Consider the following 25,211-nt stretch of genomic DNA (forward strand, 5'->3'; position numbering starts at 1 on the left):
TATTAGTCAAAGTATTATAAAATATAAATGCTAGTAGCCAACAGCTATAAGCTCAAAAAAGATGAAAATATATACCAAAAAAGGAGACAAGGGAACAACAGGTTTGTTTGGAGGAAGTCGGGTTGATAAGGACGACGTGCGTATTGAATGCATCGGTACGTTGGACGAGGCGAATTCTACAATCGGTTTGCTGCGGGTGAAACTTGGTACAGACCATGAGTGGCAGCCGAATTTGCATAAAATACAGAAAGATCTGATGGATATGATGTCGCATCTGGCCAGACCGTCTGACGCAAAAAAAGAAAATAAAAACCCGATGCCCGTTGATGGAGCGCTATTCTGTGAAGAGTGGATTGATGCGCTGGAAACTGCCATGACTTCGCCTTCAGACTATTTTTTGCTTCCCGGAGGAAATGAAGTTTCGGCGTTGTGTCATGTTGCACGTACACAGATGCGGAGAGGTGAGCGGCGACTGGTTTCGTTGATCAAAACGGATGAGGTGCATGAAGCCGTTCCGGCCTATATCAACCGTTTGTCTGACTTGTTTTTTACACTCGCCCGTGCCGAAATGGACAAAGCCGGTGTCGCCGAGGAGAAATGGCAACTGTTTTTATACAAACGTTTTAAGGCTCCCGAAGAGAAATGATCATATACATTTCAGGTGGCACGAGAAGCGGGAAAAGCAGTTACGCACAGAAATTGACGCTGGAAAAATCTGATAGTCCGGTTTATGTGGCGACTGCAAAGATTTGGGACGAAGATTTTGCTGCACGTGTGGAAAGACATAAGGCAGAACGCGGACCGGAATGGAGGTTGTTTGAAAGTGAAACAAATATTCATCTCCTTCCCATTGAAAACGAAGTGGTTGTGGTTGATTGTGTCACGCTTTGGCTAACGAACATTTTTATGGAGTATCGAGAAGATATTGAAAAATCGTTAAATGCTTTTAAAATGCAAGTGGACGAATTGCGGCGCAAAGATGGAACTTTCATTATTATTTCAAATGAGATCGGAATGGGCCTGCATGCTGAAACTTCTTTGGGGAGAAAATTTACGGATCTGCAAGGTTGGGCGAATCAATATGTAGCCTCAATTGCTGATGAAGCCATTTTTATGGTGTCGGGATTGGCCTTGCGGTTGAAATAATTTCTCACGCAAAGTATAGAAGTTAAAGAGCAGAGATCGCAAATGAAAACTTAGTGCTCCTTGCAAATATCTTACCTGCTTTGCGCGGTAGGCGTTCCGATGAAACCTAAATTTTAAGAACAAAATGAATACCCCACTTTACCAACAAATTCAAGACAAAATCAACAACAAAACCAAGCCGCTCGGCGCATTGGGATTGTTGGAAAAACTTGCTTTTCAAGTTGCTTCCATTCAAAACACACTTACTCCCGAGCTCGTAAAACCTAATATCATAGTTTTTGCAGGAAGTCATGGGATTGCGAGTGATGGCGTAAGCGCTTATCCGTCAGAAGTGACGCCACAGATGGTTTTGAATTTTATCAATGGCGGTGCGGCTATTAATGTTTTCACCCGACAAAATCAGATTGAACTTTTGCTGGTGGATGCAGGGGTGGATTACGCATTTGAACCAAATGAAAAACTCATTGATGCCAAAGTAAATCATGGTACCAAAAGTTTTCTGCGGGAATCTGCGATGACGGAATTAGAATACAAAACCTGTATGGAAAAAGGCGCATCACTGGTTCGTGAAGTAAAAACAGGTGGCTGTAATGTGATTGGTTTTGGTGAAATGGGGATCGGAAATACATCTTCGGCATCCGTGATTATGAGTAAGTTGTTGAATCTTCCAATTGAAGTCTGTGTAGGGAAGGGGACCGGATTGGATGATAATCAATTGATTAAAAAGATTGAAATACTGCAAAAGGCATTGCAAAACCATAATAATGTAAATGATAATCCGGAAGTTGTTATGCAGACTTTCGGAGGATTTGAAATGGGCATGATGTGTGGTGCGATGCTCGAAGCAGCCAGGCAGGAAATGATTATTTTGGTTGACGGCTTTATTGCTTCTGTGGTTTATTTGTGTGCTTTGAAGATTGATAAAACAGTAAAAGACTTTGCGATTTTCTGTCATCAGTCTGGTGAAAAAGGACATAAATTACTTCTGAAATATCTGGAAGCTGAGCCATTGTTGCAATTGGAAATGCGGCTGGGTGAGGGGACGGGCTGCGCTGTTGCTTATCCTTTGCTGCAAAGTGCAGTGGCTTTTATGAATGAAATGGCAAGTTTTGAAAGTGCAGGAGTGAGCCAAAAAAATGAGCTATGAAGCAACAAGCCAACCTTTTCTTTACTGCATTGCAATTTTACACCCGCTTCCCCGCACCGAAATGGCTGGAATACAAGCCTGAAAATCTCAGTCTTGCCACAAAATATTTACCTCTAATAGGCTGGATCGTGGGTCTGATTGTCGGTCTGGTTTGGGTGGGTGGAATATATCTGACGGATGTTCCAATCGGGTTGTTACTTTCAATTGGTGCTGGAATTCTCACTACCGGAGCCTTTCATGAAGATGGTTTTGCGGATGTTTGCGACGGCTTCGGCGGAGGTTGGTCCAGGGAGAAAATCCTGGAAATTATGAAGGATAGCCGCGTCGGAACATACGGTTCGGTGGGACTGATAGTTATCCTGGCTTTTAAATTCTACCTTCTACAATACCTGGCCAATTTTGCAAATGCAGATATACTGACTTTGATTCTCGTATTGATAACAGGTCATTCCGTTAGCCGTTTTATGCCTGTTTTGGTCATTGCTACTCAAAATTATGCTCGCGACACAAACGACAGTAAAGCCAAACCCGTTGCTGAGAAAACAGATTTTAGCACAGCAATCTGGGCTTTTGTGTTTGCCATAATTCCACTTTTGGTTCTGATTTATCTTGTCAAACAACCACTATTGATTTTTTCAATCGCCTTTCTATTACTACTAACTTTTTTCCTGAACAGGTATTTTAACAAATGGATCGGCGGCTACACAGGTGATTGTCTGGGTGCCATTCAACAGGTTTGTGAAGTTGGTTTTTACTTTTATCTGGCGATATTATGGAAGTTTATCTGATTCGTCATACCACACCGCATTTTGAAAAAGGTCTCATTTACGGACAGTTAGATTTAAATCTGGCAGATTCTTTTCCGGAAGAATTTGAATTGATCAAACAAAAGCTTCCCGGAAAGTTTGATAAAGTATATTCCAGTCCCTCCAAACGCTGTACCCAATTGGCTCATTTTTTGAACCCATCTTTTGAAACAGACTCACGTTTGATGGAGCTCAATTTTGGTGAATGGGAAGGCAAAACCTGGGATACAGTGGATCAGGATCAGTTGCAAATCTGGATGGATGATTTTGTAAATATCCTTGTTCCGGGTGGTGAAAGTATGTTGCAAATGTCTGAGCGTGTGAAGGAGTTTTGGCAGGAAATGTCACTTTTGTCAGTTGAAAAAATCGCTATCGTCACACATGCGGGCGTGATCCGAATCATACTTGGCATTGTCAGAAAATTGGAATTGAATACTTTGTTTGAGATAAAAGTGGAGTATGGCGAATTGGTGGTGGTGCGTTTGTGAGCAGTTGTCGCAACTTGATTGATCCTTTTAGATTTTTACCCCAAATAATTCGGCATGATCCTTTGCAAAATCTGCAAAATTGCGTGCAGGTTTGCCAGTCAGTTTTTCTACATCGGGTGAGATTTCCGAAGCTTCGCCCAGCTTGTAATGTGCATAGTCCTCAACCAAACCTTTTGCCTGCCATTCGGGAAAACCGACACCAAGCAACATGTTTTGCAACATTTCAGATGTAACATCTACAAAAGTGATTTGACGGCCCAATTCAGACGATAGCATTTCGGCCATTTCATAGTGCGAAATTGATTCCGGACCAGTGATGTTGTAAAATTTATTTTTGTGACCGCCTTCTGTCATTGAAACTACTGCTACCTCCGCAATGTCACGAATGTCAACAATACTTATTTGTGAATCACCCACTGCGCCAAAGAATTGGTTTTGTTTAATAATCGTTTCACGAAAGCCCAACAATCCCTGCATGAATAGGTTTGGACGTAGAAAGGTGTACTCTATTCCTGATTCTTTGATGAAATTTTCGACTACGGCATGGTATTTCAGAAAACGAACGGGAGAATGGACATCAGCAGCCCATTGCGAAAGTTTGACAATGTGTTTAACACCAGCTTTTTTGGCTGCTTTTACAAAATTAATTTGTTGTATTTCGGCATTTTCTGATGAATTTGTTAGCAAAAAGGCTTTCTCAATCCCTATTAGAGTATTTTCAACGGAAGCGACATTGTCGAAGTTTCCTTCAATTAATTCTGCTTGAGGCAATCTCGCCAGTTCCTTAGCAGCGTCAATAGATCTTACCATGGCTCGAAACGGAACGTTCTTTTCTGCCAGGTGTTTGGTTAATTCTTTGCCAATCGTTCCGGTAGCTCCGGTAATCAGTATATTAGGTGAAAGTGACATGTTATTAAGATGTTTTGTTCTGAGATCAATTGTCTGTTACAAAAGTATTGTCCAGGATTTTTAGGAAATTGTAAGAAAACGAAATGGCTAATTAAGGTATCGTATCAATGGAATCAATTGGAAAGCATTTTGAAGTCTCTGCGCCTTTGGATGAAATAATCAGGCATTTTTACTGCATTCGAACTTCTCCGGATTTTGAAAAAATTGATAAGCATTTGTTGCCGAATCTTGAAATGATGTTGGTCTTCAATTTTGGAAAATCTTTAAGGTTGTCTTTTGCGGATCAGCCTTATGACGGCTTTTACGTAAACAACGTGGCAGTGATTGGACCTTTAAGGAAAATGTTGAATTATGAAGTGCTCCCAGACGCTGATTTGATCATAGCTGAATTTAATGTGGATGGGTTTTATCGTTTGTTTCAGTTGCCGATGAGCGAAAGGGCTGGTGAGGAAATTTGGAATCCGGATGAAATTTTAAAAGCGGGGTTTCACGAATTGTGGGATACGCTGAAAGATATTCCTTTGCAAACGGAACGGCTTGAGTTGTTAAAAGATTTCATGTTGGCTATTATTCAGGATTCGGATGATTGCTTGAAACCTCTGTTTAACGGCATTTCATATTTGAACAATCCATTGATTCAACCTGTACGGGCAATGGCGCTGGATTCTGAATTCTCAGAACGAACGATACAGAACAGGTTTAAAAAGTACCTGGGTTATTCTCCGAAAGAGCTTTTACGGTTTCTCCGTTTCAAACAGGTCATAGCCGCTATACAACAACAGGAACGCCTGGAAGTGGATTGGTACAGGCTTATTGAAGAATTTGGCTATCATGATCAAAGCCATTTAATTAAAGATTTTCATCATTATCTGGGCATCACGCCCAAGAAATTTGTGAAGGAAATTATCGGTAAGAAATTTTGCGTGAGCAAGCCTGGTAAATTTTATTAATGGAATCCTGACGATAGATAGGATAGAAGTAAACCACTTTGACCTTATAAATGCGTAGTTGTTTAATTTTTTTCTATAGCAGATGAATAACCAGTCAACCGGAACTAGCGGATTAGATCGTCGTGAATTTGTCAAGTATTCAGGCGCCATTATTGCTTTGGGCATGACAGGTTTGAGTACAAAAGCATCAGAAATTTCGCAGCAAAATAGGAAGCCATCCCCCATCCGCATCAAAAACGTCAGCTCCAATTTTGAGCGTGAAGAATTGAACCCGTATCGTTTCAAAGGCAGTCAGATCACCGATAGCTGGCAAACTGCGGCTTTACTTGAATCAGAATCGGGAATTAAAAAAGTTGGCCTGGCAACACAGGGTGTTCTTTGGTCTGACTCCCGCGTTGCTGCTGGCCATTCGCAAAGTGCAGGAAATGCGCTGATGTATGCCATGAGTGAGCGGGCGTTGCAGATCATGAAGGGCAATTCATTCAAGGATCCTATAACTTTATTGGACGACCTGTTGCCAGAGGTTTTGGCCTACGGGAAAAAAATCACAGGCATCCCGGACCTGCGCGAAACGTTTGCTTTAAATGCACTTGTGGGTGTTGATAACGCCGCCTGGCTGTTGTACGCCGCCGAAAATAAAATGAAGAATTTTGATGAAATGATCCCCGCTGCTTATAAGCCCAGCTTGTCTTACAAACATGATAAAGTCGCAAGTATTCCCTCTTTTCCGGTTGGGACGGATCTTGCCAAAATAAAAACAGCGGCGGACGAAGGTTATTTTATCATGAAGTTGAAAACCGGATCGGCAGGCTCGCAATCGGAAATGCTGGAAAAAGACATGGCATTTATGACTGCCGTTCACAAAACGATCGGACATTATGAAACGCCGTACACAACCAATGGGAAAATTCCCTATTACATTGACCCGAACGGACGATACGAAAAGAAGGAGACGCTTTTGCGGTTTATCGATCATGTTAAAAAAATAGGTGCACTGGACCAGATCGCGGTTATTGAAGAACCATTGGGAGAAGATAACGAAGCTTTTGTAGGGGACGTAGGTGTGAGAATAGGAGCGGACGAAAGTGCGCATACCGTGGCAGACGCAGCGAAAAGGATTGAGCAGGGATATTCGGTCATGATCGTAAAGGCGATTGCCAAAACACTGAGCATGACGATGAAAATCACCCAACTTGCACATGAAAAGAAGATTCCATGTTTCTGTGCCGATCTGACTGTAAATCCAATTCTCGTAGACTGGAATAAATCTGTGGCCGCCCGACTTGCACCATTTCCAAATGTTTCCATCGGTTTGCAGGAAACGAATGGCCATCAATATTATAAGAATTGGGACCGGCTGATGTCATATCATCCAAGAGCAGGAGCCAGTTGGACAAAGACACAAAAGGGCGTTTACCTGACAGATCGGTCGTTTTTTGAGCAGAGCGGCGGGATTATGGAGTCTTCTGTGCATTATGATGGGCTGTTTGAGGAAAAGTAATTCTACATTATGCGAGGGAAGGTCACAATTCACATGCTTAAAGGCATTTTGGCGACGGCATGGTTTTTGCGTATATAGATTTAATTGTTTCACTAAGTCATTTCAAACATGAAAAAGTATTGGATTATAAATACCCTGGCAATCATGCTGTTGTCTTTAACAGTTTCAGCACAGGTTGTCTCGAAAGATTCTATCAACAATTTAAAACAGGAAAAAAGCACGCTGGAACTCAGTAAGAAGCTGAACGACAACAAACTTGAACTTGCTAAACTTGAAAATGAATTAGCTGCTAAAACGGCAGACGTTGCTAAAACGGCAGAACGTGCACAAAAGTCGGCTGACGAAAATGGTAAGGCTGCTGCCAAGCTGGCAAATGATGCGCAGGATAAAAGCTTATCAAAAAAAGCCAGCAAGGCTGCCAGCAGAGCTAGAAAAGATGCCAAAAGTGCACGGAAAGCGTCTGACAATCTGGATAAGCTGAACAAAAACATTGAATCGCTTAAAAAGAAAATAGCTGACGACGAATCGAAACTGGGTGTGAACCAGGGTTAAAATTCGGTTATTGGAAGAGCATGAACGAGGACTTGTACCATTCAATTTGGTGCAAGTCTTTTTTATTGGCAAAGAAGAAATTGAAGTTTTGCACCAAATAAGAAATCCACCACGCAAAGGCGTGGTGGATTTTCTGCATAACAAACCTAACTAATTTATGAATAAAGCCCATGCGGACTGGTATTCCTTCTTAATTGCCGCCACTAGCCCGTTTCTGAAGATCGTCAGAGCCGGTATTGCGCTGGCGGGCGCCTTTTACATTCTGGTTACCAAAGCTGTATGTGAATGTAAGTCTTGCCTGTCTGCTTGGCCATTCTGACCGTACCCGGAAGTCAATGTCTTTGTAAAGAGCTGTTCCGCGGAAGCGGTTTGTCCAGAACAAGTCGTTCACATTGAGACGAATCGTACCTTTTTTGTTCCAGATACTTTTCTGAATTCCCACATTTACCATTCCCATTGGTTTGGCTGCATATAGGCCATAAAATGCACGGCTGTTGTACCAACCTGAAAGTTCTGCTGACCAACCCTTTTTTAGTGTAAACTGGTTGTTGGCGTACATGTTCCAGGATGCTTGCTTGATCTCCAGCTTCTCCTCCAGGTAGATCGAATTGTAATGGTTGTACACACCGGTAAAGTTGGTTTGCAGGTTCCACCACTTTCTGATCGGAATTGGTACAGAAATTGTTAAACTGAAATTGTCCTGATTGTCAAGGTTATCAGACGTTACAAATGTTTTGTTCTCCGATGCGATCTGCTGCGGAAGTTCGTCAGCGATCATATCCTTGATCCGGCTATAGGCAAGTGTTGTATTCAGGAAATTTTTGTAAACGTGAACCAGTTGGAACGAGTTGGTATACTGTGGTTTAAGGTTCGGATTTCCTCTTTGGAATGTATATGGATCCAGATAAAATTCAAACGGGTTCAGCGACTGATAATTAGGTCGGTCTATCCGACGGCTGTATGAAAGATTGACTACGTTGTTGGTATCGAGCTGATTGGATAAAAACACACTTGGGAAAACGTTTACATAGTTGCGATCACGTTTCTGATTCAGGGTAACTGAGTTGCCGATCGAATGGGTATGTTCACCGCGAAGACCAACCTGATATTTTACTTTTTTTGAAATATTTCCTGCATAATTCAGATACGCAGCATTCACGTTTTCGGTGTATTTAAACTGGTTGGAGCGTAGTGGATCCAGCGTCCATTCATCGATCTTGGTTTCAAAAACCATATTATTATCCGAAGCCACGTAACTGGCTTTCAGTCCTGTCTCAAACTTTCCTTTCCAGAGAGTCTGAGTATAATCAAGTTTGGCTACGCCAATATTGATCTCCGAAGGCATGTTATTGCGAACCAGTTCCGGGTTTCCGTCGGGTGTGCCGTTCGGATTGCTGTAAAGCGTGTTGAGCTCACTTCTGTTTTTACCACTATATCTTACATAATCTGCATCCACAGTTAATTCTTTACCCTTGTCGTCAAACTGATGTTTAAAGTTAAGGTTGGTGCTGACATTGTTCATTTTCCCTCCGTTGAAAACATCGGTGCGGAATGTACGTTGCAGGCTGAGGTCTTCATTTAAAATCCGGGTATTGGTCTGCCCGAATGGATTGCTGTAATCATTTTTAAAACCTGATACCAGGATTCCAAATGTCGATTTATCTGTTGCGAAGTAATCGAGACCTGCACGCACATTGTGATATTGCGACTTGTTTATGCGCTCCGTTTTTTGGTCAAAAATGGTCACTTTATCCTCAAATGGGATGACACGGTAAATGTCATTATTGTTGAAACCTTTATTCCAGAAAGTTCCTGCACTCACAAAAGTGCTGATCTTACCTGCGCGGTGATTAATGGTGCCGGTTGCATTGGCACGGCCATATTTTGCATAGGCAGTACCAAGGTTGATGTTCCCGTTGGTGCCATAATTCTTATTGCGCTTCATCTTTATGTTGATGATCCCGGAGTTTCCGGCAGCGTCATATTTGGCAGAAGGATTGGTGATCAGTTCAATTTTTTCAATGTTGTCGCTCGGAGTGTTTCGAAGCAAGGTCATGAGTTCCTGCTGGGACAGAAACGTCTGCTTTCCATCAATCTGAACCACAACACCTTCTTTACCACGCAGTTTAAGCTGATCGTTTTGTTGATCAACGGTTACTCCGGGAGCGCGTTCCAAAACTTCCAGAGCAGTAGCTCCGGCGGAAACAATGCTATTTTCAACATTGAGCACAGTGCGGTCTATTTGTTGCTCAATGAAAGGTTTTTTTGCTACGACCGTCACTTCGTTTAATGATTTCGTGTCCGGTTTCAGAGTCGTTGCCGGAAGTGCAACCAGTGCGTTGGTAACTTTAAATACTTTGCTGTATTCTTTCTGATAGCCAACCATCGAAACCATGGTCATATACTGGCCTTCTGAAATTTGTTCGAAGAGAAATTTTCCGTTGTCATCAGAAGCAAGGCCTTTCACGAGCACGGAATCTTTTGCATTCAAAAGAAGAACATTGACAAACGGAAAGGGCTGCGCCTTTTCGTCAAGAATCTCTCCTGAGACTTTCCCGGTAGCGGGAATTGAACTGGAAGTTTGGGCGTATGCAAAGCTTGCGCTAAGCACGAGTGCCGCTGTTAGGTTTGTTAAGAATTTCATGGCTAATAGATATTTTGGGTTGTTCTAAAAAGTTTGAAGAATGATGCAAAACGAATTTTGTAACTGACTTCTTAACTTCTAGTACATTGCAAAGATAAGTACTTGGTATAACATAGAACCATTATTATTATGAATGGTTTTTATCTGTGTTGAATGGAAGTGGCCTCTTTGCAGTCCCGAATCATAGATGCAAAGAGAATCAAGAATGTTGCACGAAGCCAGAAAAAAAGTTTGAGCGGCAGAAATGGGGAGGTGAGTGAATGGAGGAATGAGGCATAGTGCTGGCTCTGACTTGGATCATGTTGTGCCGTGGTTTGGGTCCTCACAAACGACATACACCTCCCAATCGATCCAGATTATTGTTCTTAAAGCGTTTGAAACAATAACCTCTCAGAGATCCGTTTGTGGAGACACAAACGGAGGCGGTGCAATTGACCGACACCTATTCTCTGCCGTGGTTTGTGTCCTCACAAACGACATACACCCCCCAATCGATCCAGATTATTGTTTTAAAGCGCTTGCAACAATGCTTTCTCAGAGAGCCGTTTGTGGAGACACAAACGGAGGCGGTGCAATTGACCGACACCTATTCTCTGCCGTCGTTTGTGTCTTCACAAGCGACATACACCTCAAAATCGATCCAGATTATTGTTTTAAAGCGCTTGCAACAATAACCTCTCTGAGATCCGTTTGTGGAGACACAAACGGAGGCGGTGCAATTGACCGACACCTATTCTCTGCCGTGGTTTGTGTCCTCACAAACGACATACACCTCCCAATCGATCTAGATTATTGTTTTAAAGCGCTTGCAACAATGCTTTCTCAGAGATCCGTTTGTAGAGACACAAACGGAGGCGGCTTGTAAACTTCTACAAAAGTTCTCGTCATGTAACCGTAACTTATTTACATACCCTATGTACCTTTAGGACGGCAAGTTTTGAAAGAATTCACGTTACTTTGCCAGGTAAATTTTAACCACTTATTATCAAAATCACACCAATTATGAGGAAGAATTACTGTTCAGTATTTTTCCGGAAGATGGCATTTGTTATTGTGCTGTGTTGTCTTGCCGGAATCACTTATGCGCAACAGACCGTTAGGGGAACTGTTGTGGATGCCAAAGGCGAGGCGCTCATTGGCGTCAGCGTGTTGGTGAAAGGTACCACCAGAGGGAGTGCGACGGATGTTGCCGGTAAGTATGAAATTGAAGCAGAAGGAGCCAGCGCTACATTGGTTTTTTCGTTTGTTGGTTATGTACGTAAGGAAGTGGCGGTAGGAAATCAGTCGGAGATCAATGTTACACTAGCTGAGGATACGCAAAATTTATCGGAAGTGGTGGTTACCGCACTTGGTATCAAACGCGATAAACGGGCTTTGGGTTACTCGGTGCAGGAGATTGGCGGAGAAGCCATTTCTACTGCTAAGGAAGCCAATCTTGCCAATTCTCTCGCAGGGAAAATGGCGGGCGTTCAGGTCACGCGTTCGGCGAATGGTGCCGGTGGTTCTTCCCGCGTAGTAATCCGCGGATCCAATTCATTGGTAGGCAACAGCCAGCCATTATATGTGATCGATGGCATTCCGATGGACAATAGCAACCCAAACTCGCCGGGAAGCAGCGGTGGTATTGATTATGGTGATGGTATTTCCAACATCAATCCGGAAGATATCGAATCGATGTCGGTTTTGAAAGGACCGAATGCTGCGGCACTATACGGTCAGCGTGGTAGCAATGGCGTGGTTTTGATCACGACCAAATCAGGAAAATCGCGTAAGGGGATTGGTATAAAGTATGGTATCGATTACTCATCGGGAAATGCATTGGTGTTACCAGATTTTCAGGATGAATATGGTCAGGGTTTGGACGGAACATTCACCCATTTGAAAGGAAATGATGGCAAGATTTATACCTGGGCAGCGGCTCAGGCAGGTAACGTACAAGGTATTCCTAAAACCAGCGGTGGCCGTGACCGTTTCACACGTTCGAGCTGGGGAGCTAAAATGGAAGGACAACAGTATGAAGATCAATGGGGTAACATGCTTAATTTTTCACCTCAGCCAAACACTTTTCAAAAGTATTTCAATTCCGAAAAACAGGTGATCAATAACATCAGCCTGGAAGGCGGAAACGATAACATCAATTACCGTTTGTCATATGGAAACACATATATTGACGGGTACACTCCAGGAAATACACTGAAACGTAACAACGTCAACCTGAGAACCATTGCAAAACTGACCAGCAAACTGGAACTGGACGTGAAAGCGAACTACATTGGTCAGGCAGGTAAAAACAGACCTACTGTATCGGATGCAAGTGATAATCCTGCGTATATATTTATCAGTCAGCCACGTAGCATTCCAATGAGTATATTGGCCAACTCGGCATGGACAGCGGAGGACATCAGCAAGCAGCTCGGCTATGGTACAGTGCCGACTGTTGGTATGGAAAAAACCTACGCAACCAATTCTTCAACAGCGAATCCGTACTGGACAAAAGACCACACTCTTAATTCTGACGATCGCCAGCGCTTGTTGGGACTTATCAAATTGAGTTATCAGTTCAACGACTGGATCCGCCTGACTGCCAAAACCGGTACCGACTTCTATACCGACCAGCGTTTCCGTTACCGTGAAAAAGGAACCTATCAGAGCGCAAACCGCAATGGGGATTTGACAGAACAAGTGACACGCGTACGTGAAGACAATAGCGACATTTTGCTCTCTTTAACACCACAAATCACAAAAGACATTTCATTGGGGCTGAATTTTGGAGCAAACCATCAGAAGTTTTTCTCCCGAACCACAGGTAATGCAGGCAGCGAATTTATCGCGCCAAATCTGTATACCATAACAAATACACTTACACAGTCATCTGTTTTTGGATTGACAGAATCATCGATTAATTCGGTGTATTTGTCCGGACAGGTGGGTTACAAAGAGTTTTTGTTCCTTGATTTTTCTGCAAGAAATGACTGGTCGTCGACACTTTCTCCAGCTAACAATTCCTTTTTCTACCCGGCTGTTAGCGCGAGTTTTGTAGTTACCGATGCACTTAATATCCAGAGCGATGTGCTTAGCTTCCTGAAACTGAGAGCTTCTGTGGCGCAGGCAGGAAGTTCGGGTTCGCCATATCAGTTAACTGGAAATTATTCCATTGATGCAATTTCACATGGTGGAATACCTTTGGCGACATATACTTCCACCATTCCTGACCCAAACCTTAAAAATGAACTGACCACTTCCTCCGAATTTGGTGTTGAAGCCCGTTTCTTTAAGAATCGTGCAGGACTTGCTTTCTCATATTATAATGCTGCAACCCGTAATCAGATATTGGACGTTCCGTTGCCGCCGTCAAGCACATTTGCTTCACGTCGTATCAATGCTGGTGAAATCCGCAACCATGGTATAGAGTTGACTTTGAACGGAACGCCAGTTAAAACGGACGGAGGTTTTACCTGGGATGCGACATTCAATTTTTCAAGAAACCGTAATGAAGTTGTTTCCCTTGCCGAAGGTGTTGACCTGTATACTTTGGGAACTGACCGGGGTGTTAACGTAATTGCTTCACCGGGAAAACCTTTCGGAACAATCATCGGGAATGGTTTCCAGTGGCTGCGCGACGATGCAGGTAACAGGCTTATTGATCCTGTAACTGGTTTACCTTTAAAGTCGAATGGTAAAGTGCTTTACGAACTTGGAAATGCATTGCCAAAGTGGATAGGAGGATTTAATAACACTTTCCGTTACAAAGGAATTTCTCTTTCAGGGCTGGTTGACATCAGTCAGGGAGGGAAAATATATTCACAAAGTATGCGTGAAGAACTTGTGTACGGTACAATCAAGAAGACTTTACCAGGACGTGATGGTACTTATGTTGCAGAAGGTGTAGTAGCTTCCAAATCCGCTGATGGAACGTGGACAGGCACAGGACAGGCAAATACAAAACAGGTTCGTGCGCAGGATTACTGGAACGTGGTAGCGCCGGATAAAGACAACGTGATTCCGGAAGAAATGCTTAATGATGCGAGCTACGTCATGTTCCGCGAGCTGACTTTGAACTATTCACTTCCTGCAAAATTGGTCAGCCGTACTCCGTTCAAAGGAATGCGTGCCGGTGTGTATGGACGTAACCTGTTTTACCTGCAACGCAAAACAGAAGGTTTTGCTCCGGAAGCATCTTCATTCAACGTGAGCAATTCATCGCTTGGACTTGAATCTACCGCCTTGCCTTTGATGCGCTATTTCGGTGTGAGCTTAAATGTGGAGTTGTAATTGTATCAAACAGACATTATTTATCAAAATGAAACATATATTTAAATCAATCGTATTAACGGGCGCGGTTTGCTTCCTTCAGGCTTGTACAGGCGACTTCGAAAAACTGAATACGCCGCCAAACTCCGTTACAACTATCGACCCGGGACTATTGCTGTCAAGAGTTCAGAGAGATGGCGCTTTTGTGGAAGGCGTGGAATACCCCAACAATCAATACGGATCCTGGATACAGCAATGGGCAGGTGGGGTACTTATTTCGAGTTCACGCTATATTGAACAGGCTGACAACAGTACCTGGGAATCGCATTACAACCTGATCAAAAACGTCAGCCAGATCAGAAACGAGATATTGAAAGGGCAGGAAAACGATCCGGCAGCAAGAACCAAACTCGCTATTGCGCGCGTGGTAGAAATTGCTGTTTGGCAACGCCTTACAGATCTTTTTGGTGATGTTCCGTATTCGCAAAGCGCAATGGGACCTACTCAGGTTACCAACAAGCCGGTGTTTGACACCCAGGAATCCATCTACAAGTCGCTTATCAATGATATTGATGTTGCCATTTCACAGCTAACAGTTGGTGACGCGAGTTACGGAACTGCGGATTTTTATTACAAAGGTGATGTAGCCAAATGGAAGAAATATGCCAATTCGCTAAAACTTCGCCTGGGAATGCGTATTCGTTATGCTGATCCTGCTTTGGCACAAAAGACTGTAACAGCTGCAATGGGACAACCTTTGCTGGAAAGTAATGCGGACAATGCAACGGTTCCGACTTTCAACAATGCGACCAATGCCAACGTGCATCCGATATTGAACCACTTCCTGGCCGGAAGCCCGGATCTGAAATATCTTGCAGATGCTTTTGTAAATCAGTTGGTTTCAACCAATGATCCAAGGTTGCCGCGTATTGCTCAGCCAAGCGTGAATTCTGTTAAAGCTGGAACGCCCGCCTACAAAGGAATCGGGGTAGCACTTACCGACGAAATCCTGAAAACCATCATCAAAGATGATTATTCAACTGCTTCAACGGCTACATTCTTCAACCGTGCTTACAGTCCTGCAATTCCGTGCATCGTGATGTCGTTCTCCGATGTTTCGTTTTATAAAGCTGAGGCAGCTTTGGAGGGTTGGGGTGCAACAGCGGATCAGGCCGAAGGATTTTACAAGGCTGGTGTTCAGGCTGCTCTTGCCCAAGATCCCTACAATGTAACCACGGTTCCTGCCAACTTTGCAGATCAGTTGTCTTTCACCGGATTGACCAAAGAGCAAAAGCTTGAGAAAATCGGTACACAAAAATGGATTCAGCTTTTTGGCCGTTCTTATGAAGCATTTATTGAATGGAGAAGAATGGGATATCCGACTTTGAAAGCAGGACCGTTTGCCGGTTCAACCAACGGGACTATTCCTCGTCGTACCATTTATTCGTCGAGAGAGGCATTGTTAAATGAAGACAACTATAAGGCTGCTGCTGCAAGGCTTTCTAATGGAGATACTTATATTTCCAAGGTTTGGTGGGATAAGCGATAGTCTGATTTGATTGATATGTAAAAGGGCGGAAATCACCGGGTTGGTTTTCGCCCTTTTACGTTTTTCAAAACACCGGCTTGTTTGCGTCAGAGGAGGGAAGGACAGACGCCGGAAACGTGTCGTGTGCCCCATAAACCGAAAGGGAGGATTACGAAAATCTTAGTTCTTAACCTGGCTTGTATGGAGGCGTACCAGATCTTCACTGGTGCTGGTGAGCAGGTCAATAGCGTCTACCTCGAGTATGTGCGATATCTGTATCAAACGCTCTACGGTGATGCGGGTGTAAGCGAGCTCTATTTTACTGTAAGCATTCTGAGAAATCCCAAGTTTCATTGCCAGATATTCCTGTGTGTAGTCTCTGAACTCCCTTATTTTCCTGATATTGGATGCCACCGTTCTGATTCTCTCTTCTATGTTTTCAGTCATACGCGTATTCAATTTTAGACAGTAACAATATAAAATTGACTTTATATACGGTAAAGTTTGTCCTTGAGATTTATCCGTTAGAATAAAAAATGATTACTCCCAGAGTTGACCTTCATTCGGTAAGCATAAGGTGTGTAGTAACCGGTTTGGTGAACTGTTTTCCGATTGCCAGCGGGATAAAAATTCTCGGACGTTGCCCAATGGGTATGAAGGCAAACTTAAAAAGGTAATGACCTTGCAGGCCGGAATTCGAGCCCGATAAGATCGTTGCAATTTGTCAGAAGCCTGATAATATGAAATTTCTTGAAAACCTTCCCAGCAGTTTCCGGCTCTTGAAAGTGTGAATTAGTTATCTGATATAAGGTCGCGCGGCCAACGGGGAAAATGGCCAGGGAATGGCAATGAAAATGATGATCAGCGCAATGGTAAACCAAACCAACATGGTTCCGAACTTCTCAGGATCGGCAACTTTTCTTTTTGACAAAGCGGATCCAATTGTGATTATCATAATGGCGGTAAACATCAATGTGATGTGAACGAGGCCGAAAAAGGAGACATTTACGTCGCTGAGCGCTTCCTTAAAATTGCCCCAAAAATATTTGATAAGAGGGCTTTGGAAGTAGATAACCATACCGATCGTTAACTGAATGTGTGCAATTGTTGTAGTCCAATATCTTACAGCATTGTCGGTTTTGGTAAAAGGGGATTTGGAAGTATATCCTTTGTAAGCTCTGAAAATGGCATACAGTAAACTGACCAAGACAAGCCAGCGAAAAATTGTGTGACAAATTAATAGTGACGAATACATGGCCTAAAATTACGTCGCAAAAATACCAAAAACATATAAATAATCGGATTAACGTTTGTGAGGACACAAACGGAGGCGATCCGGCTAACAAAGCCCATTTCTGGCATTAAGCCATTGTTTGTGTCCTCACAATCAATTCGTCCTTAGCAACGAACCTAAATTCTAACAACTATGATTCCGGCAAACCAATCGGATTCCGTTTGTGGGGACACAAACGGAGGCGGCTAAGGTTCCATTTATTGGATATCGGACAAAGAGTAATATCGTTATGTCGCGTAAGCAAAAGTGAGTATCCTGGAAAGACACACCTTCTTACTGGTATTTTATTGCAAAATTGTTTTACTCCGTTTAAGCATCCTTTTTCAAATAATTTTGATTCCACTTTTCTTCATCAGTTCACTTGCATTAAAGTCAGTACAGATCCCTTCGGTCAGTTTATAATTAAAGATAATTTCACCTTCCTGAATAATACTATTGAAACTAAAATTGGCGACAGAGCCAGTGTCCACAGTCAAATTCGCAAGTTCCAGATCATGCGTTGAAATAATCCCGAATGCATTCAGTTCATTCAATTGTTTGATAAGCGAGGCGCCACCCCGGTAACGGTCCTGTGAATTGGTTCCTTTGAACATTTCGTCCAGCAAAAAGAAAATCTGTTCGCCGCTTTCGATCAGTTTTAAAAGTTGTTCTATTCTCTTTAATTCTGCATAAAAAGAAGAAATTCCTTCTTCCAGATTGTCCTGCGTCCGCATGCTCGTAAATATCTTCATATGTGATACCCGTCCATGAGCCGCACAACATGGCGCGCCCATTAAAGCAAGCACCAGGTTCACGCCTACGGTTCTGAGAAAGGTACTTTTTCCGGCCATGTTGGAACCTGTGATCATCGCTATCTCACCTCTTCCGGTTAAATTAAAATCATTGGACACTCTCCTTTGCGTACTGATCAACGGATGCCCGAGTTCGCGAAAATCAATCACATAAGGTTCATCTACAATTTCAGGAAAAGTGAACGTAGAATTTGCATAGGAGAATCCGGCCAAACTGCTCAATTCTTCCACTTCACTGATTGCCGAAACCCAGGATTTGAGATATTGACTATTCTTGTTTTTCCATTTTTCCGTCAGGATGATCAGATGGATATCGAATAGCCAGAAATTGTTAAAAATGGGGTAAAATTGATGCTTGAAATTACCTTTTGTGCCACGGTTCTGAAATATCTCCAAAATTCTTTTCAGAACATTGATCTCACCCGACGCTGAGTAACTGCCATTACGGAATACAGATTGTAGTGTTTTAAGTATTTCTGATTCAAATGGTTCGGATTCAATTTTTGCTATCAGCGAGTAATATCCTGCCAAAATTTTCACATTGTGCTGGGTATCCCGTACGGTTTCTTCTGCAATGGATCTTACTGTTTTAAGAAACCGGGAATTGACAATTAAACTGACAGCCAGTGGCAGCATTGACCAAAAAGAATAATTCTGATTAAAACGCAAAACTTCCACAAGATGCTTTCCATAATAAATAAGACTAGCCGTGGAAATCGCCGACAGGATAATGGAAATGATCAGATATTTGGATTGCCTTGGAAGCAGATCCACAGGTTTTTCAATCCAGGCTAAAAGTTTGTTGTAATCACTCTTTGCATTCTGATGGTGCATTCCGGATGCTTGAAAATTCTGTCTCCAATCCAGTTTCGCTGACAGTTCTTTTATGGCTTTTTGCCTTTCAAGAATCACAGTTTCAGGCGCAGGTTCCGACAGCCATCTTGCAAGAAGCTGGTCAGCCGATTCCGTGGTACTTCGGTTAATCAACTGAAAAAGAGAATGCGATCCGAATATGTCAAAATCAGAGGCGTAGTCATGATTTCGATCGATGAATCTCTCGCCGGTTGGAAAGCCGGAGAATTTATTTTGCTGTCGCAGCAGTTCATTCTCATTGATTTGCTTTAAAAATTCAATGTGTTTTTTCTGAAAAGAAAGCTTTTGAAAATATTTGATAAGCCATGTGAAGCCTAGCAAAAATAGTGGAATGAGTAGCAAAACCGGAACCACGAATCTCTTATTGGCGAGGAAAACGACTAGGCCAAAAGAGAGGATAAAAACGATCAATCGTATCAAAGAAAGTTTGGACAAAACGCTGCCCAGCTTTGCGAGCTCTGAACCGTACTTCTCAATCTTATTCTGAAAAATGTGCATTTAAGAATTTCTTTTTGTGGAGGTTTTCAATCACCGATTAACTCTGCTCACCCCGATTTGAAATCGGATTGTCGCTTGTTGAGCGTTTGTAACGCCACACCCCGGCAAAATGCATCGTGAATCAAAAGCTATACAACCTAACGAATGACTGCCAATTGTAAATTGGAGTGGGCAAGTTATCGAAATCTACACCTTCGTGATTCGAAATAGCCGGGAATTTTTAGTAAATAGGCACTTTGTTTATTCTAATTCATAACACATGATCAACCGGCTTTACGATACTTCTCTTGGTTTACTGACCGACCTTTACCAGCTTACAATGGCTTATGGTTACTGGAAATCGGGCAAAGCAGAACAGGAAGCCGTATTTAATCTTTATTTTCGAAAACATCCTTTTGAGGGAGGTTTCACTATTGCCTGCGGTTTGAGCAGTGTGATTGACTATCTGAATGAATATCGTTTCGACGAGGATGATCTCGAATACATAGCTTCGCTCACAGGCAATGACGGCGAAAAATTGTTTGAGCCTGAGTTCCTGGATTACCTCCGGAAAATGGAATTGAAATGCAGTGTAGACGCGGTACCCGAAGGTACTGTTGTATTCCCCAACGAGCCACTTCTCAGGATTCAGGGACCGATTTTACAGTGTCAGTTGCTCGAAACTCCGCTTCTGACCCTGATCAATTTCCAGTCACTTATTGCTACAAAAGCGGCCCGCATGCGTTTGGTAGCCAAGGAAGACACATTACTGGAGTTTGGTTTAAGACGTGCGCAGGGCCCCGATGGTGGAATGACCGCCAGCCGCGCTGCTTACATAGGAGGTTGCGATGCGACTTCAAATGTGCTGGCGGGAAAACTGTACGGTATTCCGGTGAAAGGAACCCATGCCCACAGCTGGGTGATGTCGTTTGACAGCGAGCTGGAAGCCTTCGAAACCTACGCCAGATATATGCCCAATAATGTGACGCTACTGGTCGACACCTATGATTCATTGGAAGGTGTAGAACATGCCATTGTAGTCGGGAATCAGCTGCGGGAGCGTGGATATGATCTTGGGGCAATTCGTCTGGATTCGGGCGATTTGGCTTACCTGAGTATTGAAGCACGCAAACTTCTGGATGAAGCTGGTTTTGAAAAAACAGGTATCGTAGCCAGTAACGACCTGGATGAATACATCATGGATAGTTTAAAAATCCAGGGAGCGCGCATCAATATCTGGGGAATTGGCACCAAACTGGTTACTGCATTTGATCAGCCTGCATTGGGTGGCGTTTTTAAACTGGCGGCAATCAAAAATGAAGCTGATGAATGGGACTATAAATTGAAGCTTTCGGAGCAAGCTATTAAGGTTTCCACGCCGGGTATACAGCAGGTGCGCCGTTACAAAGATGGTAAGGGATATATCTCCGATATGATTTTTAACATTGAAACGCCGCTGGTTGGAAAGTCGACGATGGTGGATCCGTATGATTTTACCAGAAACCGATCCTTTTCGGACACAGCATCCTATGAGGATTTGCTGGTACCGGTTTTTGCTGACGGACAGTTGATTTATACCCTTCCTTCGATTCACGAAACGAGAGATCGTGTTCAGGAGCAATTGTCTCATTTTCATAAAGGTACCAAGCGATTTGTAAATCCCCACACTTATCCTGTCGGTCTGGAAAAACAATTGTTTGATCTGAAAACGGAGCTCATTGTGAAGCTAAGAGCAGGGGAGTAACACGGGTCTGACTACCTTTGTAAATATTTTGAAATCAAACATTGAATGAACAATATACCACCGGTTAATTCCGAAATATTAAAAGAGTTGATCACCTACCGAATGCCTTTTGGAAAACACAAAGGCCAACTGATTATCGACCTACCGGTTTCGTATCTGGAATGGTTTGAGCGGGAAGGTTTGCCTCAGGGAAAACTGGGGATTATGCTCAATACGATGTACGAAATCCGTCTGAATGACCTCATGTTTTTGGTCGACGGTTTGAAGGAGCGATTTCGCTGAACGCACAAATCCACCACAAAAAAGCACACTGTTTACTTTTAGTAAATGTCTTTTGTGGTGGATTTTTTTACTTAAAATTTAAAGATTACACCCGCATTTGCATTTGCCTGTGCAAAAAAGAAATGCTGTGAGGCACGGTCGCCTTCAAAATTGGTGGTCAGGATATCGGGCATGTTTATGTAGCCGCCTTTTACTTCACCCTGTATAAAAAAGTGCTTGAAGAATGTAAAATTCAAGCCAGCAATCAGGTTTACGCCGTAACCGGCTACATGCCACTGGTCGTTCCTATCGTAATTCATCAGTTTTACATCCGACTTGGGATACATGAGCCCCGCGCCAATTCCTTCCACAAAGTTGACGTCAATATTTTTAATCCTCAGTACTCTTTGATCCAGAATGTTATCCATTCTTCGTATTTCAAGATTGAGGTAATTGAGACCATTGGTATGTTCCAGTTGCAGGAAATCGTTGGTGAGCTGTATCGGATCGTTGTCATAAACACCATCGTGAATCGCATTATTACCCGCTATGGTTCCGCTTATTTTGACCGTCTGATCCTGCTGCATAACATACTTCATGTGATCAAAACCAAATGAAATACTGTATTTGGGATTGAAGAAATATCCTATTCTGAAATTGTACTGCGGAATTGTCATTTTCGTAGGATTAAAATACCGCATCGTGAACGGTGTCTGGCGGTCTTTTGCTATTACACTTTTTAATTTAAAGTTGTATTCCTCACCCTTAAAACTGATGTCGGATTTGGTGTAAGCAGCCCGGTTCCATCCCCAGGATACAAATATTTTGCCTTTGTTATTGTGTGCAGGATTGGTACTAATAATTTGAGAGAAACCGCTGGTAACCTGGATAGCCATGAGGATACCAAGCAATAGTGCTTTAATTTTCATGTTGATGAAGCTTTGTAATCATGAGCGGAATCAGTGCCGCCAGAATGGTAATTTAATAAATGAATATGTAGACTGATCTCTAAAAAAGGGCTTCTTAAATGGCAGGAGCGGTGTATTTAGATAAACAGGATTCATTTAATAGGTGCAACAAGTCCCAATTTGTTCCCGAAATTAGAATAATTATACTATTCGGTCAGGAATTTATACATGTCACGGAAAACTATATACGGAAAAAGCGATAGACGGGAATTGTGCTCCCAAGTCTATCGCTTTCAGGATATGATTTTGACTCTATATGAAATATGGTCGGTGAAGAAATTTTAAGTCTATTTTTTTTCAAGACCGGCCTTATGCAGATTAGGGAATTGGATTGTTCAGAGCCCATAAAAACAAAAAACTGTTTGACGACGCCAGGAGGAGTTTTTTTTGTTTGGGCTCTGGATGATTCAATTCCCGTTAAGATCTGCGTACAGCCTTGACTTTTTTTGTTACTTTTTTGTGTTAAGACAAAAAAGTAAAATACCCGTTCGAGCCGGAAAGTCGCTTGATTTACAGACTTTAAGTTACACCCTACAAATCATATGGAACCATAAGTATTTTATTTTCAATAAGTCATTACCGCTTTTTTACTACTACTTTCGAAAGCAAGATCAATAACACGACACGTTCTCAGGATTTCCTCCGGTTTCACGGCAAGTTCAGCTCCGTTTGTAATTGCGTCGTATACATTTTGGTAAAATGGCGCATAATCACCTGCTTCACTTTCTATGATTCCACTGAAATCCTCGCTGTACAATTTGCCCCAACGATCTTCCGGTTCACGCCCCCAAGGCTGAGTGGTTGGCAATACGTTCTTGCGCAAAGTTTCTTCCTGAGGATCCAGTCCGCCTTTTATGAACGAGCCTTTTGTACCGTGTAGATTATACCGAAGGAAATTTTCGTAAACCATCAGGCTGGATTTTACAATAACCAGCTTGTCTGCGTATCCCAGTCTTACATCAAAATAATCATCTATTTCACTATTTGGTCTCACTGAGCGTATTTCAGCAGTAACGGTTTCCGGTTCACCAAAAAGAACAAGTGCCTGATCGATCAAATGCGGCCCTAGGTTGTACAGGTTTCCACCTACCGGAACGCTTTTTTCTTTCCATGATTCTGTCGGAACCACGGGTCTGAAACGATCGTAGCGGCATTCATATTCAACAATATCGCCAAGTTTGTCTTCGGTAATCAGTTTTTGAATGGTCAGAAAGTCAGAATCCCAGCGTCGGTTCTGGTATGCGGTCAATATCAGACCTTTTTCTTTGGCGAGTGCAACGAGCTGCTTTGCTTCTGCTTCTGTTGCGGAAAAAGGTTTCTCTATCACCACATGTTTGCCATTTTCCAAAGCATCCATGGCGTAGGAAAAATGGGTATCATTAGGCGTACATATAAATACAAGGTCAATAGCAGGATCACTCAAAAGCTCATCCACCGACCGGGCATTTTCGATTGTAGGATCAAATTCCTGAGCTTCATTTTTACTTCTTTCTACAACGGTTTTAAGCTTGAAGTTTGGATTTGTAGAGAGAAACGGAGAATGAAAATATCTTCCGGAAAGTCCGAATCCTATTAAACCGACATTGAGAATTTTTGATGACATGTGATAATAAAAATGATGAACAATTATTTTGAAATCTTATAAAGGTATATCAAAAGGCTGTTTTGAACGCGATAATATGTCCTGAGGTTATTTTCAGGACAACATCATCAGGCTTTTTCCCAGAGTTCTTTTGCTTTTGCCAAATCTCGCTTCATAGCGTCGAAAACAACTTTTTTGTCAATTGTCAAAGTTTTAGCGCCTTGGTCTGCTCCGCCAAGAGGATATTCGAGATGCAGGCAAACCGGTACCTGAATATTGTTTTGTTTTATGAATTTGAAGTAGGTGTCGAAGTCGACCATCCCCTGGCCAAGCGGTACATTGTGTAGCGTACATTTGCCATTTTTGTTTTCCCAGGTGGTGTCTTTTAGCACAATGGTTTTAATGTGTGGCTGTATCAGGTTAAGCCCGGTCTGCCAGGAGAGCCCTCCTTCCACCGTCGCATGGCGAATGTCATATTGTGTTCCCATATGCTTCAAATCAGCTTTTTGAAGTATTTGCCATATTTCAAACATGGAAGCTCCCACCATCTTCCCTGCATGGTTTTGGTAACATCCGGTTAGTCCCAGTTTTTTATTCAGCTGACTCAGTCCTGCCATTTTGTTAGTGAATTCATCCAGTGCCTTTGGAATGGATTTGGGGTCGTTGTATCGGTACCAGTTCATGCGGTAATACTGAAAACCCAGTTTGGCAGCCGTTTCAAGCAGTTTTTTATCTACAGAATTGGTCGCGTCTTCCACAGCTGTGCAAAAAAGCGACGGCGAAAAGCCTACCTTTTTCATTGCTTCCACTGCCAATGGTAAATCGTTTTCTACTTTCTCCGGCAACACATGTCCCTGTGGGCGAATCGTCAGGTCGATACCATCAAAACCCAACTCTTTAGCAACCTCCGACATATCCTGATAATTAAGGAAATGCAGATGTTTGGAGAAAATATGGATTTTAGGAAATTTCATATCCGAACCTGCCGTTTGGGCAAAAGAACCGGCAGAAACAAAAGGAAGTATGCTTCCGGTAACTGCTGTATGACGCAGGAAATCGCGCCGGGAAATTGGTTCAGGCATATTGCTGACTGTTTATATTTTTATTTAATGACGAGTTATACCGCTCAATAACCTGATTAATTGAATTACGGATTTTGAAAATCAGAATATGAGGTTTTATATAAAGAGAAATGTTTCCGCTGATTTACTTGGAATATGTAAAATCAAAAGCTGGAACTGAAAGTAGAATTGAGATGCCGGTTCTTTATAATCATCAGAATATGAACTCTTAATCAAC

General features: G+C 42.6%; 20 protein-coding genes. 12 read left to right on the forward strand and 8 right to left on the reverse strand.

The features are described 5' to 3' along the window. The first annotated feature begins 61 nt into the window (after window positions 1–61). From LZG71_RS10710 to cobC, 5 genes are all read left to right on the forward strand, one after another. Window positions 62–646, forward strand: coding sequence for a cob(I)yrinic acid a,c-diamide adenosyltransferase (locus tag LZG71_RS10710; RefSeq protein ID WP_233820270.1), 585 nt, complete (start codon window positions 62–64; stop codon window positions 644–646). Continuing rightward, on the forward strand, window positions 643–1,146 hold the full coding sequence (locus LZG71_RS10715; protein WP_233820272.1) for a bifunctional adenosylcobinamide kinase/adenosylcobinamide-phosphate guanylyltransferase: 504 nt from the start codon (window positions 643–645) through the stop codon (window positions 1,144–1,146). Before LZG71_RS10710 ends, LZG71_RS10715 begins: the two co-directional genes overlap by 4 nt. 124 nt (window positions 1,147–1,270) lie before the next feature. Beyond that, on the forward strand, window positions 1,271–2,293 hold the full coding sequence (gene cobT / locus LZG71_RS10720) for a nicotinate-nucleotide--dimethylbenzimidazole phosphoribosyltransferase (protein ID WP_233820275.1): 1,023 nt from the start codon (window positions 1,271–1,273) through the stop codon (window positions 2,291–2,293). Continuing rightward, window positions 2,290–3,081, forward strand: coding sequence for an adenosylcobinamide-GDP ribazoletransferase (locus LZG71_RS10725; protein ID WP_233820277.1), 792 nt, complete (start codon window positions 2,290–2,292; stop codon window positions 3,079–3,081). Before cobT ends, LZG71_RS10725 begins: the two co-directional genes overlap by 4 nt. Next, window positions 3,066–3,587, forward strand: coding sequence for an alpha-ribazole phosphatase (gene cobC / locus LZG71_RS10730; RefSeq protein ID WP_233820279.1), 522 nt, complete (start codon window positions 3,066–3,068; stop codon window positions 3,585–3,587). The genes LZG71_RS10725 and cobC overlap by 16 nt, the downstream gene beginning before the upstream one ends. 27 nt (window positions 3,588–3,614) lie before the next feature. On the opposite strand, the gene LZG71_RS10735 is transcribed toward cobC, so the two are convergent. Beyond that, the gene (locus tag LZG71_RS10735) at window positions 3,615–4,496 is read right to left on the reverse strand and encodes an SDR family oxidoreductase (RefSeq protein ID WP_233820281.1); all 882 of its coding nucleotides are present in this window, start codon (window positions 4,494–4,496) and stop codon (window positions 3,615–3,617) included. A 107-nt stretch (window positions 4,497–4,603) separates the two neighbouring features. Between LZG71_RS10735 and LZG71_RS10740 the strand changes: the two genes are divergently transcribed. The 3 genes from LZG71_RS10740 to LZG71_RS10750 all read left to right on the forward strand — a co-directional run bounded on the left by LZG71_RS10740 (window position 4,604) and on the right by LZG71_RS10750 (window position 7,499). Continuing rightward, window positions 4,604–5,446 carry a helix-turn-helix domain-containing protein gene (locus LZG71_RS10740; RefSeq protein ID WP_233820283.1) on the forward strand — a complete coding sequence of 281 codons (843 nt, stop codon included), beginning with the start codon at window positions 4,604–4,606 and terminating at the stop codon, window positions 5,444–5,446. A gap of 82 nt (window positions 5,447–5,528) precedes the next feature. After that, window positions 5,529–6,947 (forward strand): enolase C-terminal domain-like protein, encoded by a 1,419-nt coding sequence (locus LZG71_RS10745; protein WP_233820285.1) that lies wholly within the window; start codon window positions 5,529–5,531, stop codon window positions 6,945–6,947. Window positions 6,948–7,055: 108 nt separating this feature from the next. Next, window positions 7,056–7,499: a hypothetical protein gene (locus LZG71_RS10750; RefSeq protein WP_233820287.1), complete on the forward strand. Its 444-nt coding sequence runs from the start codon at window positions 7,056–7,058 to the stop codon at window positions 7,497–7,499. A gap of 190 nt (window positions 7,500–7,689) precedes the next feature. Here the strand turns inward: LZG71_RS10750 and LZG71_RS10755 are convergent, their stop codons facing one another. Further along, window positions 7,690–10,143, reverse strand: a complete 2,454-nt coding sequence (locus tag LZG71_RS10755) for an outer membrane beta-barrel protein (protein WP_233820290.1) — start codon at window positions 10,141–10,143, stop codon at window positions 7,690–7,692. Between the two features lie 1,002 nt (window positions 10,144–11,145). On the opposite strand from LZG71_RS10755, the gene LZG71_RS10760 reads away from it, so the two are divergent. Next, window positions 11,146–14,415 (forward strand): SusC/RagA family TonB-linked outer membrane protein, encoded by a 3,270-nt coding sequence (locus LZG71_RS10760; protein ID WP_233820291.1) that lies wholly within the window; start codon window positions 11,146–11,148, stop codon window positions 14,413–14,415. A gap of 28 nt (window positions 14,416–14,443) precedes the next feature. After that, window positions 14,444–15,943, forward strand: coding sequence for a SusD/RagB family nutrient-binding outer membrane lipoprotein (locus LZG71_RS10765; protein WP_233820292.1), 1,500 nt, complete (start codon window positions 14,444–14,446; stop codon window positions 15,941–15,943). A gap of 159 nt (window positions 15,944–16,102) precedes the next feature. On the opposite strand, the gene LZG71_RS10770 is transcribed toward LZG71_RS10765, so the two are convergent. The 3 genes from LZG71_RS10770 to LZG71_RS10780 all read right to left on the reverse strand — a co-directional run bounded on the left by LZG71_RS10770 (window position 16,103) and on the right by LZG71_RS10780 (window position 19,378). After that, complete coding sequence (locus LZG71_RS10770; RefSeq protein ID WP_233820294.1) at window positions 16,103–16,369, reverse strand: helix-turn-helix domain-containing protein; 267 nt, start codon at window positions 16,367–16,369, stop codon at window positions 16,103–16,105. 349 nt (window positions 16,370–16,718) lie between these two features. Then, on the reverse strand, window positions 16,719–17,129 hold the full coding sequence (locus tag LZG71_RS10775; protein ID WP_233820295.1) for a hypothetical protein: 411 nt from the start codon (window positions 17,127–17,129) through the stop codon (window positions 16,719–16,721). A 410-nt stretch (window positions 17,130–17,539) separates the two neighbouring features. Then, on the reverse strand, window positions 17,540–19,378 hold the full coding sequence (locus tag LZG71_RS10780; RefSeq protein ID WP_233820296.1) for a MutS-related protein: 1,839 nt from the start codon (window positions 19,376–19,378) through the stop codon (window positions 17,540–17,542). Window positions 19,379–19,637: 259 nt separating this feature from the next. On the opposite strand from LZG71_RS10780, the gene LZG71_RS10785 reads away from it, so the two are divergent. Next, window positions 19,638–21,101 carry a nicotinate phosphoribosyltransferase gene (locus LZG71_RS10785; protein WP_233820297.1) on the forward strand — a complete coding sequence of 488 codons (1,464 nt, stop codon included), beginning with the start codon at window positions 19,638–19,640 and terminating at the stop codon, window positions 21,099–21,101. A 45-nt stretch (window positions 21,102–21,146) separates the two neighbouring features. Further along, entirely contained in the window at window positions 21,147–21,383 is a 237-nt protein-coding gene (locus tag LZG71_RS10790; protein ID WP_233820298.1) for a DUF3820 family protein, read from the forward strand. A 71-nt stretch (window positions 21,384–21,454) separates the two neighbouring features. Here the strand turns inward: LZG71_RS10790 and LZG71_RS10795 are convergent, their stop codons facing one another. The 3 genes from LZG71_RS10795 to LZG71_RS10805 all read right to left on the reverse strand — a co-directional run bounded on the left by LZG71_RS10795 (window position 21,455) and on the right by LZG71_RS10805 (window position 24,994). Next, window positions 21,455–22,291 carry a hypothetical protein gene (locus LZG71_RS10795; protein ID WP_233820299.1) on the reverse strand — a complete coding sequence of 279 codons (837 nt, stop codon included), beginning with the start codon at window positions 22,289–22,291 and terminating at the stop codon, window positions 21,455–21,457. A gap of 604 nt (window positions 22,292–22,895) precedes the next feature. Beyond that, on the reverse strand, window positions 22,896–23,933 hold the full coding sequence (locus LZG71_RS10800) for a Gfo/Idh/MocA family oxidoreductase (protein ID WP_233820301.1): 1,038 nt from the start codon (window positions 23,931–23,933) through the stop codon (window positions 22,896–22,898). 107 nt (window positions 23,934–24,040) lie between these two features. After that, the gene (locus LZG71_RS10805) at window positions 24,041–24,994 is read right to left on the reverse strand and encodes a sugar phosphate isomerase/epimerase (protein WP_233820302.1); all 954 of its coding nucleotides are present in this window, start codon (window positions 24,992–24,994) and stop codon (window positions 24,041–24,043) included. Window positions 24,995–25,211 lie beyond the last annotated feature (217 nt).

Source organism: Dyadobacter sp. CY312, from assembly GCF_021390535.1.
Classification (GTDB): domain Bacteria; phylum Bacteroidota; class Bacteroidia; order Cytophagales; family Spirosomataceae; genus Dyadobacter.